A 12,700-nucleotide genomic window follows, 5' to 3' on the forward strand; every position below is an offset into this window, starting at 1 on the left:
GGGGGAGTCCGGCTCCGACGCGCTATCGTGTCCGGCATGTCCGCCCCTGAGCTGATCCGCATCGTCTCCCGCGACTCACCCATGGCCCTGGCCCAGGTGGAACGTGTTCGCGCCGAGCTCGGTGCCCTTTACCCCGATCTTCGAACCGTCGTGGTCCCGGTCAAGACGACCGGCGACAAATGGATGGGAGATCTCTCCAAGGTCGAGGGCAAGGGGGCGTTCACCAAGGAAGTCGACGCCGCCCTCATCGCCGGGGAGGCGGACATCGCCGTGCACTGCGTCAAGGACGTGCCGGCGGACAGACCCCTGCCGGCCGGTACGACCTTCGCCGCGTTCCTCAAGCGGGACGACATCCGTGACGCCCTCGTCCACCCCGGCGGCCTGCGCCTCGACGAGCTCCCCGCGGGAACCCGGATCGGAACCTCCTCGGTGCGCCGGGTCGCTCAACTCGCCGCCTCCCACCCGCACCTGCAGTGCGTCCCGTTCCGCGGCAACGCCAACCGGCGGCTCGACAAGCTCGCTGCGGGCGAGGTCGACGCACTGCTGCTCGCCGTCTCCGGACTGGAGCGCATCGACCGGTCCGACGTGATCACCGAAGTCCTGTCGGCCGAGACGATGTGTCCACCGATCGGTGCCGGTGTCCTGGCACTTCAATGCCGTGAAACCGATACGTCCACGATCGACGTCGTCAGCGGTCTGAACGACGCCGACACGTATCGGGAGGCCACGGCGGAGCGGATGTTCCTGCACGTCCTCCAAGGCCACTGCAACAGTCCGATCGCCGGATACGCGAGGGCCTCCCGGGGCGATCTGTCGCTGCGCGCCTGCGTGTTCAGCCCGGACGGCAAGACCGTGCTGAACGCTCACGAATGGGCCGGGCGGCTCAGCCCGTCGGATCTCGGCGCTTCCGTCGCACTGGCTCTGCTGCGACAGGGCGCGCGCGAACTGATCGACGACATCGCCCACTGACATACGTCATCGGCCCGCCGCCAGCAGCGCGCTCAGGGCGGAGGCCTGGGTGCGCCAGTCGCGGGCGTCGGGGTGGGCGGTGGAGCCGCCGCCGGACCAGCGTTGGCCGAGACGGTTGAGGCTGTCGCGGTCGGCGGTCCAGACACGGTCGGCCTGAGCGGTGGCGAAGGCGAGGTAGCTGTTGCCGGTGGCCGAGTCCAGGTCCTGGAGGTACCGCATGAAGACCCCCTTGAACTGCTTGGCGTTGTCGTCGCAGTCCGAGGTGAGCGCGTCGCAGGACTCGGTGAGGATGCCGGAGTTCACCAGCGCGGGGGAGGCGAGAGCGGCGTCGGCGAGGCGGCGGGCGGTGGTGAGCGCGGCGGCATCGCCGGTGGCCCGCGAGATCTCCACAGCGGCTCCGATCGCCATACCCTGGTTGTAACTCCACACCGTCTGGCCGTTGTTGGCGCAGCCACTGGTGAGGCCGTCGTTGACCAGACCGGAGGCGTTGACCATGCCGCTGCCCAGGAACCAGTTCCATGCGGTGGTGGCCCGGCCGAGCCAGACGGTGTCGCCGGGCAGCCGGTTGTGCAGCGCGGCGGTGAGACGTACGTACAGCGTGGTGGTGATGGCGTTCTTGTACGTCCGCTCGCGGTCCCACCACACTCCGCCGCCGCAACTGCCGCTGTCCCAGAGACCATTGACGTACCGAGCGATGGTGACGGCCTCGTCGAGATAGCGACTGTCGTGGGTGAGGTCGTAGGCGTCGATCCAGGCCAGTGCCCACCATTCGGAGTCGTCGGTGGAACGGCTGATGAAGTCCCCCTCGATGGGATCGGAGCTGCGCGCCCCGGCGGGGAAGGCCACGCGGTTGGTCGTGAAGGTCTGCCCGACGATCCAGGTGTACCTGGTGTCGCCGCTCTGTCGCAGGTAGTCGACGACCGTGGTCAGCGCCACCGCGGAGTTCCACCAACTGGAGGGCCAGTAGGCCGTGTCGGGGTCGTACGAGTACATCAGCGCGTCGGCCGCGGCGGCCGCGCGGTCGGTCACCGGCCGGGCCCAGGCGGTGCAGCTGCCGTTCTGGCCCTCCACCGCACGGCCGCAGGCCCGTACCGATCCGCCGTAGAGGCGGCCCAGCGGATCGGTGGTGTTGAAGCGCGCCGTGCCGGTCCCGGTCGCCCCGGTGGGTACCGACAACCGGCCGAGCGAGGAGCCGTCGGGCCAACTCGCGCCACTGTCCCAGGAGCGGTCCAGCCACACCTCGTCGCCCGCCCGGCCGCCTGTCACGGTCGCCCAGGCCATCCCGGTGCTGTCGGTGTGCAGGGCGATGGTGCGCCCGGCGAGGGTCGTGGGGGTCACCGGCTGCGTGTCTCCGGGGGCGGTGCCCGTGCCGTCGCAGACTGCCGCGCAGACCGCGGTGTGCGCCCACCCCGTGCAGGTCACGCCCTGTGCGTCACCGCAGGCACGCAGCAGGCCGCGCCGATGGCCGCCGGGGTCGTAGAGGTTGTACATCAGGGTTCGGGTACCGGTCCACGTCGCCGGAACGGCCGCCTTTCCCAGCAGTCCCTCCCAGGTGGCACCGCCGTCCCAGGAACGGTCCAGCCAGACGGCGTCGTTCGGCACCCCACGGTCGATGCTCGCCCAGGCCATGCCGTCGGCGTCGTCGACGTGCAGCCGCAGCAGCCTGCCGTTGAGGTTCACGTCGGGCACCGGGAAGGTCTCCTGAGCGGCCTTCGACGGGTCGAGCGTGTCGCAGTGCACGGAGCACACCGAGGCCGAGGCCGCCGGCTGAAGTGCGGCGGCGCCCGGCGCCCGGTGCCCGCCCGTCGCGAGCAACAGCGGTACCAGCGCCAGCAGCAGCACAATTCTGGGCAGGGGACGCACGGACATGGCTGATCCTCCTGACAGCCTGACAGCACAGGGTCTACAGGAACCGCCACAGGTGGTCGGCGGTGCCGTTGTCCTCCCACTGGGTGACCTGGGCGGAGTCGGCGCCGGACATCCCGTCGACGGCGAGCAGCTTCCCCGAACGGACGTTCACGATCTTCGACCAGCCGCCGCCGTCGTCGACGATCCGCCAGACGTGGTCCGGGGTGCCGTTGTCCTGGTACTGCTGCACATGGGCCCCGTCGTCCAGGCTCTGGTCGTGCACCGCCAGCACCTTGCCACTGTTGCGGTTGGCGATCCGCACGGTGCCGTCGCCGTTGTCGATCAGCGTCCACAGATGATCGACGGTGCCGTTGTCGGCGTACTGGGTGACCTCGGCGCTGTCGGCCAGGGACGTCCCGGAGACGGCCAGCACCTTCCCCGAGTTGCGGTTCTGGATCCGGCGCCAGACGGTGCCGGAGGCGGCCGGAGGCAGCAGGAGCGCGAAGGCCCCGCCGACCACGGCCCGGTCGGCGAAGCCCCGCTGGGCGGCGGTGGCGACCACGTACCAGTCGGTGAAGGGGGCTCGCTGCGCGGTGCTGTTCGCGAAGTCGTAGACGCCGTTGACCAGGGTGTCGCGGGTGGCGGCGTGATCGGCGAGCCAGGCCGCGGTCCACAGCTCCCAGTCGACCTTCGTGTAGTCGTTGCGGGGGTCGAGGATCACCCCGTACGTCCCGGCGTGCGCCGCGTACCAGGACGCCTCGCGGGCGGCGGTGCCCAGCGGCACCAGGTCCAGACCGAGCAGCCGGTCGGGGAAGCCGTTGTACTTCAGGCTCCAGGTGCCGTCCTGGTCGTAGGCCAGCTTGAGGTGACGGCCCGAGGAGTCCTCGGAAAGGGTCGTCCAGCGGCTGATGCAGCCGCGGGCCAGCGCGGAGTAGCGGGCCGCGTCGCCGGTGTCGCCCGCGGCGCCGGCGACGACGCCCATGGCGCCGATGCCGATGATGCCCTTGAGCGCCAGGTTGGAGCTGTGGGCGATGAAACCGGTGAAGTCGTCGGTCTGGTTCTGGTAGCCGGGGTCCAGGGCGTTGGCGGTCAGGTACTCGGCCCACTGGCGCAGGATCGTGTAGTGGGTACGGGCGAAGGCGGCGGCGTCCGCGGCAGGCAGCCGCTGGACGACCGCGGCCGCCATGATGAGCATGTTCGCCGACTCCTCGACCGGCATCGACTCCTCGTTGCCGTCGTCGTGGCCGTCCGCGTTCGGGTAGAGCCGGCCCAGATCGTGTTCGGCGAAGGCGTTCGGCCAGCCGCCGTGCTCCGGGTAGTCCAGCAGCGGCTCCAGCAGCATCCGCAGATAGGCGGGGGAGAGGTACAGATACACCGGGAACGTCGGGTACACCACGTCCACCGTCGACATGTTGCCGCTGGAGGAGATCTCCTTCTGGAACGCCCAAGGGGTGCCGCCCCGGTCCACCAGCTCGGCACTTCCCACGGCCTGACGCAACGCCAGGGCGCACACGGCGGCGTAGTGCTCACCCGTGGTGCCCCCGCCCGCGGCCGCGACCGCGTCGTCATGGATGCGCTGGTCCAGGGCGACGGCGGCGTCCGACGCGGCGGCATGGTCGGCGTCGAACCAGACGACCATGTCGGCCCAGGAATCCCAGTAGTGGGTCCACCAGGGCTGGAGCCGGGCGCCGAGGTAGCTCACGGCGGGCGTACGGACATGGCCGAGGGTCAGCGTGAAGGCGGGCGAGGGCGCACCGGGGCCGACGGTGCCGAAGTCCCGGTTGAAGCCCAGTACCGGCCAGCGGTCGTTGATCGCCCTGGGCTGCGCGCCGTCCACGGTGCCGGCGAGGCGTCCGCCGCTCGCCGAGGAGGCACGTACGACCGTGTCCTGTCCGATCTGCCAGCTGGTGTCCGTACCCGTCCGGGCCGCGAGCACCAGCCGCCCCCACGCTGCCTGGTCACCGTTCTCCTGGAGGACCCCGGGAGAGGCGGGCTGCGCGCTGAGGACGGTCATCCCGCCGGTCTGCTGTTGCGCCCAGGTGATGGGCGTGCCGCTGTCGCCGTGTACCCACTCCCCGGAGACATCGACATGGACGTCGACGCTGTGAGCCCGCCCGTCGTTGCCGGCCGCCTGCACGGTGACATAGCTGAGCGGCACCGACTGGCGCTGGAGGTTCTCCAGGTCCACCGGGGAGAAGAACGTGACGGTGAGGGTCACACCGCCGCCGCTGAGGGTGTAGACGGAGCGGGTGGCGGTGAGCCGGAGCGAGAGCTGCTGCATCGTGGTCAGGGTGGGGCCGCCGGGCAGCGAGGGGGATCCGGCGAAGACATAGGCCACACCGTCGATCCTGGCCAGACCGCACAGGGCGGTGATGTGACCGGTCCAGAAGGTGGCCCAGGTCCCGGCCAGGTTGTCCGCGGGCACCCACGTGGAGAGGTAGGGCGAGCGCACGGCCAGCGGGACGGCGGGCGGGCGCAGCGGACTGAACGTGGACGCGGCGAGGGCCCTCGGAGCAGGGGCCGCACGTACGGCGGACGGCGTGGCGGCCTGCGCGGCTCGCGCGGCGAACAGCCCGTCGGTCGCCGCCGCGACGGACAGTGCGCCACTCCACCGTAAGAGCGCACGGCGGCTGGGACTTGGGGTGCGGGAGTCTTCGGGATTCACCATGTGATCCGCTCTCCGATGCGTGGGGGACGGCGGAAGGCCGTTCGGAGACTTTCAGATGCTGAGCGGGGCTCGGCCTCCGGTGGAGGCGCGGTGCGTGAGCGGAGATCGTCGGCACTGAGCTGCGTTGCCGGAGGCGGTCCGGAGCGGTGGCCGAGGGCGGCCTTTCTAACGTTGCAAAGGATGGTGCCAAACGGAATGACACCACCGGCAACCTGTCATGTCTATGCCCCCGACAGAAATCACCGGTCGAGCCGGCGGCGCGGTGGTCCTGCGGATCATTCCAATGAGTCACGGGCGTCCTCGCCGCGTGTCGGGAGGCGCTCGACGCGTGAGCCTTCTCGCCGCTGTGTCGGTCGGTTTCGGGTGAGGTGGCCGTCCCTGGCACCCGTAGCCTGACCAGCCGGCGAACCCTGTGTGGTCACGGCACCCGTCATGGGCGGAGAATTCGTCCCGCCATGTCCCGGATGGTGTCGGCCGGGGTGCCGGGAGCGGTGAGGTGGGCGATGTGTCCCTGGCCGGTGAGCGTGACGATCCGCGCGTTCGGCAGGGCTGCCGCCAGGTCGGCCAGACGTTCACGCAGGTGGGCTGGGCTGAGATCGCCCTCGATCAGGGTCGTCGGTGTCTCGAGCGCCGCGAAGCGATCAGTACCGACGCCGAGCGCGTCGATCGCTTCGTCGTCCGCGATCTGTGCCGCCGCGTACGCGGACAACGCTGCTCGTACGTGCTGATCAGCGAACATGGCATCGGCCACGGGCGCGGGCATGCGGACGATGTCCCGCATGTGGATCCGCATCGCCTCGACCGGGTGGCCCCCGTCAGCCCCTGAACCGCGTCGATAGGCTCACGGACGGAAGAGTGCGGCACGGCTCGCACGGCTTCTCGGCCCGCACAACGATGACTGACGGCTAGTGCCCTGAGCCGGGGATTCACCGCCTGCTGCCGGCGAATCCCCGGCTCAGGGCACTAGATCGCGAGGACTGTCGCAAAGCCTTAAAAGTCAGGGCGAGCTCGGAGGTGTTCCAGGGCGGGCGGGGTGTGCTCGGGGGTAAAGGACCAGCCGGGCATACCTCCCCAGGTGATGGAGAGGCGGAGGTACTCGACCAGAGTGACACCCTCGCGGCCGCCGACACCCTCCAGGACCGGGTCGGCAAGGCGGGAGGGCAGAGCGATGTCGTGGGTGGCACCGCTGTAGTTGGCCTTGTGGAGTTCGTCGGGGGCGAAGTCGAACACGAAGCCGTCCTCGGCGGCATCCGGGTCGTCCTCGACGTTCTCCTGGTACTCGTCCCAGCTCCAGCGCAGTTCCTCGACCAGCGGCAGTACCAGTGGATCGGGCAGTATCGGCGCGTCAGTGTACTGGTCGCTGTTGCGGTAACTCAGCCCGAGCTGCGGGCAGTCGCCCGTGAACGACACCCCGCCCACGTGGCGCAGGCAGGCATACAGCGCGGCGGGCAGCCCGCCGATCTCGGCGTCCAGCCGGTCCAGGTCGGCCAGTTCCTCCGGGCTCGTGGGGAACCGCAGCTTGGCCGCCGGTGCCAGCCCCAGCGTGTCCAGTTCGCCGGTGAGCCGTTCGATGTGCCGGGCGACCCGGCGCATCGTTTCGGCCGCCACCGCAGCGCAGTCCTCGGCGAGTCGCTCAGGTATTGGCCCCAGCGCCCGGAGGTCCACCCATACGTCCTGGTGGTCCCCAGCGAGGTACCGCTGAAGATAGGAAGTCACGGGCGGCATCCTGTCCCACCGTCCGAGCACAGGGCAAGATCCGCCGGACAGACCCCAGTCGAGAGGGCTGGGCTCGATCTCCATGCGATCGAAGTCCAGCCCCTGGCTCCGCTTGCTGGTGGGGTGGATGATCACAGCGGCGAACAGGAAGTGGAGGATGGAGTTCATACGGGCGTAGTCCTTCTCTTCCTCCAGCCGTCGCCAGTTCTTCCGTGCGTCCGCTCCGGCAATGCCTTCGAGCACCGCTACGGGCCGCAGCACGGTGCGGCGCTGCCGCCTTTTTTTGATCCTTTCCTCATGCCGGAGCTGCCGTACTTCGCCGCCGCGGATCAGTCCGGGCTACTTGAGCAGGCGGAAAGCGGGGTGCCCGGCCCAAGCCCGCAAGAACTCCGCCGTTCCCAGCGCCGTCCAGTCGTCGTCCGCGATCCCCAGCACTCCCGGCAGGCCAGTGACGACCGACGCCTGCCCCTCCACCAGCTCGGCTTTGGCCACACCCCCGATGACGTCCATGACGGCGGCGGTCAGCAGGGCCGTGGAAACGTGGTCGATCCCGCGATTGCAGCAGGCACTGACGTTGACGGCATGCGTCGGTCTGAAGCCGAGGACGGCCTCCACCTCGGGCTCGTCCACGTGCTCGGCCTCGAAGAGGCTCTCATCACCGGCACCCGGCCCCATCAGGTAGACCAGGAAGGGCCGACGCCAGTCCTCGCGGTGCGGATCGAATCCCACCAGGCCGGTGAGCTCCTCGTCCGCGGACGTGTTGCCGAGCAGCGGCAGCGGGAACGGCTTTCGCCAGTCCTCGTCCCGTCCGTCCTCGACGCCCAGGCGCTCCGCGGGCACGTTGATGTCGAAGAACCCGGGCCGCTTCTCGGTGAAGCGGGAGGAGATCCCCACGATCAACGCGCGGAATTCCCGCAGCGCGGCCGAGGAGAGCGGCTCCGCCAACTCGATCACCAACGTCGGACCAGACATGCCGGAAGCTTAGGCAGCCCGGTCTGAGCGTCGACTTGCGTTGGAGTGCGCTTCAGGTCATAGCGTCGTAGACACCGCGGCGCACGAAGCCCGTGGGCCGGCGCCTCCCACGGGCTACCTGGTGGTGGGAATCGTCGCTGGACGGATGAGGGCTTCGTGCCGCCCGACGAACGATGAACGACGAACGACGAACGACGAACGAGTGTGCAGAGAAGAGCTGGGAGACGGCATGTATAAGCGCAGTCTGCGGGACCTTCAGGTATCGGCCATCGGCTTGGGATGCATGGGCATGTCCGCCTTCTACGGATCCACGGATCAGGAGGAGGCGATCGCGACCATCCGGCACGCTCTCGATCTCGGGGTGAACTTCCTCGACACCGCGCAGATGTACGGGCCGCTCACCAACGAGTCGCTCCTCGGCGAGGCGATCCGCGGGCGCCGCGAGGAGTACGTGATCGCGACGAAGTTCAACTACCGGATGGACGACGCCGTACCCGGCGACATCAGCACGGTCGGCCCGCAGGACGGCTCGGCCGAGCACGTCCGCAGCTCGGTCCACGGCTCCCTGCAGCGCCTGGGAACCGACTACATCGACCTGTACTACCAGCACCGGGTCGACCCGAACGTACCCATCGAGGAGACGGCCGGCGCGCTGGGAGAGCTGGTTGCCGAGGGCAAAGTGCGGTGCATCGGACTGAGCGAGGCGAGTGCGGAGACCATCCGGCGCGCCCACGCCGTGCACCCGATCACCGCGGTGCAGAGCGAGTACTCGCTGTGGTCGCGGGACGTGGAGGCCGAGGTGCTGCCCGCCTGCCGTGAGCTGGGCATCGGCTTCGTGCCGTACTCGCCGCTGGGCCGCGGCTTCCTCGCCGGCCGGTTCAGCTCGCCCGACGAGCTGGACGCGAACGACTGGCGTCGCCAGAACCCGCGCTTCCAGGACGCCAACATCGAGGCGAACATGCGGCTGGCGGCGAAGGTGAAGGAGATCGCCGCCGAGAAGGACGTGCTCCCGGCCCAGCTCGCCATCGCCTGGGTACTGGCCCAGGGCGAGCACCTGGTGCCGATCCCGGGCACCAAGCGCCGCACCTACCTGGAGCAGAACGCCGCCGCGGCCGACATCGAGCTGACCAAGGAAGACCTGGCCCGCATCGATGCCGAGCTGCCCGAGGCCGCGGGTGAGCGCTATGACGAGGCGGGTATGCGATCCGTCAATCGCTAGCCGGACCCGTCCGCGGCAGGTACCAGGCTCCGCCGTCGCCATGATTCATCCGGGCCGTCGGGCTATGCGGCGAGGGCGGCGGGTTCTCCCAGCCGGGCGGCGGCCGTACGCCAGGCGGCCGTCACCGCTGTGTGGGCCCGCTCGGTCCGGACGGCACCGTCTGCTGCCATATCGAGCGGCTCGCCCACATGCACGTGCAGCCGCGGGCGGCGCAGCGGCGCCGTGAGCAGGCCCGCGAGCTGCTTGGCCGTGCTTCCCGAGGTGACCCGACGGGCTCCGGCCTGGCCCACGGGCACCACGGGAGCCCCGGTTCGTCGGACGAGCCGGGACAGACCGCTGCGGAAGGCCCCGGGGGCCGTTTCTGCCGCGTCCGCCCGGTGGGGGAGACCGCCCTCGGCGTAGATCAGAACCAGGCACCCGCGCTCCAGCGCCTCGGCGGCTCCATCCAGGGCGTCCGCCGCGCGTCGGTCGCCGCGGTGCACGGGGATGTGCCCTTCGCGGGCGAGCGCGCGTCCGAGGACCGGGACACGCCACAGTCCGGCAGTCGCCATGATCACCGGACGAGCCCCGAGGCGGTGCAGTGCGGCGAGCACGACGGCGGGGTCGGCGAGCGAGGTGTGGTTCGCGACGACGATGCTGCCAGGGGCGAGTTCGGTGCCCGCGTCGGTGGTGATCGTGAGGCGGCCGACGGCGGGCACCAGGACGTCGGCGAGGCGGCTGAGCATGTTCGGTCTCCCGATCTCGGCAGTGGTGACCTTCATCGTCGGCGGTGAAGGCCCCCGGGGGCCTGAGTAGCCGCACTCATCTTTTGCGTGCCGGTACCCATGGCCGTGGCGCCGTCCCACGCGTGGATCCGACCACGGAAGCGGTCCCGGCCAGGGACGACCTCAGGCCGGGACCGCCGGGCATGATCAAGGGACGTCCGCCGGGCTCCCCTGACGACACGCAGTGTCAGGCGGTACGGGCAACCGGCTGGACTCGCAGCGGCACGCTCACGTACGGGGCCGAGAGTAGGAAGGCGCAGCCTCGGTGGGGCCGAGAGCGGGAGGGCGCAGCCTGGGCGGGCCCGGCTGCGCCCTCGTCGCGCCGTCACCGCAGGCCGCTGTAGGCGGCCATCACGATCTCCATGCCGCGGTCGTCCTCCTGCCGTTCCCGGTCGATCATCCGGTTCATGACGTAGGCCACCGTCATGCGTGAACCGGGATCGTTCACGACCAGCGAGCCGCCCCAGCCGCCCCAGCCGAAGGTGTCGCCGAACTTGGCGAAGCCCGTCGTCCAGCACATCGGCGTCCCCAGAACACGGTCGTCGCCGCGGAACACCTCCTGCCACGCGGGCTCGCACCCCTGGGGGGACAGCAGTCGTACGCCGCCGGCCGAACCCCGGTTCGCCAGTACCGACTGGACAAGGGCGACGGAGCGGGCGTTGCCGTAACCGTTCACCGCGGGGATCTGCGCCCGGCGCCAGGCCGCGGAGTTGGCGTCCTTGACCCGGATCACGGCCCCGGTGGTCTTCCGGCGTGTGCCGTCCGGCCCCGGCGGGGCGTCGGCGGCGTACTCGTCCGTCAGGGACGGTGGCGGGATGAGAGGAGCGACGCGGTGGTCATGATCGGGGGAGAGCCCGATGTGGAAATCCGCGTCCAGCGGTTCGGTCACCTCTTCGGCGAAGAACTCGCCGAGACCGCGTCCGGTGATCCGGCGGACGATCTCCCCCATGAGGAAGCCGAAGGTGAGCGCGTGATAGCCGGCGGCCGTCCCCGGATCCCATTCGGGCGCCTGCGCGGCCAGCCCGGCCGTCACGCTCTCCCAGGAGTAGAGCTCCTCGACCGCCGTCGGCCCGGACAGGTCCGGCAGCCCCGCGGTGTGCGACAGCACGTGCCGTACCAGCACGTTCTCCTTGCCGGCCGCGGCGAACTCGGGCCAGTAGAGGGCGACCGGCGCGGACAGATCGAGTTCACCCCGGTCGGCCAGGATCAGCGCACACAGGGCGACCATGTTCTTGGTCGTCGAGTTCACGCCGGTGAGGGTGTCGCGGTCCCAGTCGACGGAGCGGTCCGTATCGGCGTACCCGCCCCAGAGATCGGCCACCGGTTCGCCGTCGACGTAGACGGCTGCCGAGGCGCCCACGTCGTCCTTGCCGAGCAAAGCCGCGAGTGCCTCACGGACTGCGGCGAACCGCGGATCACAAAAACCCTTAATATCGGTCATGCGTGTAAGCCTCAGATAATGCCGGGGCTTTCCGCCCGACAATTCCCGCACCGGTTTTGTCGGGCGGGACGCGATCGGATTTTCTCTACTCCGGTAAGGCGGCCTGACGGCCGTGCGGTCGGCCCGTCGGTGGACCGCTCCTGCCTCCGCCCCGCGGCTCGACCGGTCGTCCCCGGGACCGCCCGCATCGGCAAGGAAGGACGGATACGCGTGCTGGAGCGGCTGAATCAGGCGCTGGACCACCTGGAGGCCTGTCTCGACGGGGAGGTCGACATGGCCGAGGTGGCCCGGATCGCCGCGGTGTCGGAGTACCATTTCCGGCGGCTGTTCTCCGCGCTCGCCGGGATGCCGCTCCCGGTCTACGTACGGCGCCGGCGGATGACGCTCGCCGGGGCCGAGGTGCTGGCCGGGGAGCCGACGCTGCTCGATGTCGCGGTGCGCTACGGGTACGGCTCGGGCGAGGCGTTCGCCAGGGCGTTCCGGTCGGTGCACGGCATCGGGCCGAGCGAGGCCCGGCGCACGGGTGCGGTGCTCACGGCACAGCCGCGCATGTCCTTCCGCGTCGTCGTCGAAGGAAGTACGACCATGCGGTACCGGATCGTGGAGAAGGAGTCGTTCCGGGTCGTCGGCCGGAAAGCCCGGGTCCCGCTGGTGCACGACGGGGTCAACGCGGCCGCCACGGCACACGTGGAGAGCCTGGACGAACAGACGGTCGTCCGGATGAAGGAACTGGCCGACGGGGAGCCGCAAGGGGTCCTGTCGGCGGCGGTGTACCTGACCGGCAGCCGCGAGGAGGGCGCCGAGGCGGACTACTGGGTCGGCGTGGTGACCGGCCCCGACGCGGTCGCCGAGGAGCTCGACGCCCTGGACGTGCCGGCCGGGACCTGGGCCGTCTTCGACAACCACGGGCCCTATCCGAGCGCCCTCCAGCAGCTGTGGCGAGACGTGTTCACGCAGTGGTTCCCCTCGAACCTGTACACGACCCGACCAGGTCCGGAGCTTCTGCGGACGCAGCCGGTGGAGATCGGCGCGGAGACCGACTCCCAGCTGTGGATCCCGGTCGTGCGGGACAGCGGAAACGCCGGGGCGTGAACACGGCTGCC

Annotated in this window: 10 protein-coding genes; 3 read left to right on the top strand and 7 right to left on the bottom strand. The window is 70.2% G+C overall.

Annotated elements, in window-relative coordinates:
* Nucleotides 1–36 precede the first annotated feature (36 nt).
* The gene (gene hemC / locus ACH4S8_RS34480; RefSeq protein WP_398401231.1) at nt 37–969 is read left to right on the top strand and encodes a hydroxymethylbilane synthase; all 933 of its coding nucleotides are present in this window, start codon (nt 37–39) and stop codon (nt 967–969) included.
* A 6-nt stretch (nt 970–975) separates the two neighbouring features.
* Here hemC and ACH4S8_RS34485 read toward each other — a convergent pair whose 3' ends face one another.
* From ACH4S8_RS34485 to ACH4S8_RS34505, 5 genes are all read right to left on the bottom strand, one after another.
* Nucleotides 976–2,838, bottom strand: a complete 1,863-nt coding sequence (locus ACH4S8_RS34485; RefSeq protein WP_398401233.1) for a glycoside hydrolase family 76 protein — start codon at nt 2,836–2,838, stop codon at nt 976–978.
* A 34-nt stretch (nt 2,839–2,872) separates the two neighbouring features.
* On the bottom strand, nt 2,873–5,485 hold the full coding sequence (locus ACH4S8_RS34490) for a glutaminase domain-containing protein (protein ID WP_398401235.1): 2,613 nt from the start codon (nt 5,483–5,485) through the stop codon (nt 2,873–2,875).
* Between the two features lie 430 nt (nt 5,486–5,915).
* Entirely contained in the window at nt 5,916–6,266 is a 351-nt protein-coding gene (locus ACH4S8_RS34495; protein WP_398401237.1) for an alpha/beta fold hydrolase, read from the bottom strand.
* Nucleotides 6,267–6,475: 209 nt separating this feature from the next.
* Complete coding sequence (locus ACH4S8_RS34500; RefSeq protein ID WP_398401239.1) at nt 6,476–7,462, bottom strand: hypothetical protein; 987 nt, start codon at nt 7,460–7,462, stop codon at nt 6,476–6,478.
* 78 nt (nt 7,463–7,540) lie between these two features.
* Nucleotides 7,541–8,173, bottom strand: coding sequence for a DUF6368 family protein (locus ACH4S8_RS34505; protein ID WP_398401241.1), 633 nt, complete (start codon nt 8,171–8,173; stop codon nt 7,541–7,543).
* 229 nt (nt 8,174–8,402) lie between these two features.
* On the opposite strand from ACH4S8_RS34505, the gene ACH4S8_RS34510 reads away from it, so the two are divergent.
* Nucleotides 8,403–9,392 carry an aldo/keto reductase gene (locus ACH4S8_RS34510; RefSeq protein ID WP_398401243.1) on the top strand — a complete coding sequence of 330 codons (990 nt, stop codon included), beginning with the start codon at nt 8,403–8,405 and terminating at the stop codon, nt 9,390–9,392.
* A gap of 62 nt (nt 9,393–9,454) precedes the next feature.
* Here ACH4S8_RS34510 and ACH4S8_RS34515 read toward each other — a convergent pair whose 3' ends face one another.
* Both ACH4S8_RS34515 and ACH4S8_RS34520 read right to left on the bottom strand, forming a co-directional pair.
* The gene (locus ACH4S8_RS34515; protein WP_398401553.1) at nt 9,455–10,117 is read right to left on the bottom strand and encodes a lysophospholipid acyltransferase family protein; all 663 of its coding nucleotides are present in this window, start codon (nt 10,115–10,117) and stop codon (nt 9,455–9,457) included.
* A gap of 364 nt (nt 10,118–10,481) precedes the next feature.
* Entirely contained in the window at nt 10,482–11,597 is a 1,116-nt protein-coding gene (locus tag ACH4S8_RS34520) for a serine hydrolase domain-containing protein (RefSeq protein ID WP_398401245.1), read from the bottom strand.
* A 210-nt stretch (nt 11,598–11,807) separates the two neighbouring features.
* On the opposite strand from ACH4S8_RS34520, the gene ACH4S8_RS34525 reads away from it, so the two are divergent.
* Nucleotides 11,808–12,689 (top strand): GyrI-like domain-containing protein, encoded by an 882-nt coding sequence (locus tag ACH4S8_RS34525; RefSeq protein WP_398401247.1) that lies wholly within the window; start codon nt 11,808–11,810, stop codon nt 12,687–12,689.
* Nucleotides 12,690–12,700 lie beyond the last annotated feature (11 nt).

Source organism: Streptomyces sp. NPDC021080 (assembly GCF_044333225.1).
Taxonomy (GTDB): Bacteria; Actinomycetota; Actinomycetes; order Streptomycetales; family Streptomycetaceae; genus Streptomyces.

Excerpts from the sequence above, each read along its gene's own strand:
- hemC (WP_398401231.1), top strand. The coding sequence starts at position 37 with ATGTCCGCCCCTGAGCTGATCCGCATCGTCTCCCGCGACTCACCCATG.
- ACH4S8_RS34485 (WP_398401233.1), bottom strand. The coding sequence starts at position 2,838 with ATGTCCGTGCGTCCCCTGCCCAGAATTGTGCTGCTGCTGGCGCTGGTA.
- ACH4S8_RS34490 (WP_398401235.1), bottom strand. The coding sequence starts at position 5,485 with ATGGTGAATCCCGAAGACTCCCGCACCCCAAGTCCCAGCCGCCGTGCG.
- ACH4S8_RS34495 (WP_398401237.1), bottom strand. The coding sequence starts at position 6,266 with ATGCGGGACATCGTCCGCATGCCCGCGCCCGTGGCCGATGCCATGTTC.
- ACH4S8_RS34505 (WP_398401241.1), bottom strand. The coding sequence starts at position 8,173 with ATGTCTGGTCCGACGTTGGTGATCGAGTTGGCGGAGCCGCTCTCCTCG.
- ACH4S8_RS34510 (WP_398401243.1), top strand. The coding sequence starts at position 8,403 with ATGTATAAGCGCAGTCTGCGGGACCTTCAGGTATCGGCCATCGGCTTG.
- ACH4S8_RS34515 (WP_398401553.1), bottom strand. The coding sequence starts at position 10,117 with ATGCTCAGCCGCCTCGCCGACGTCCTGGTGCCCGCCGTCGGCCGCCTC.
- ACH4S8_RS34520 (WP_398401245.1), bottom strand. The coding sequence starts at position 11,597 with ATGACCGATATTAAGGGTTTTTGTGATCCGCGGTTCGCCGCAGTCCGT.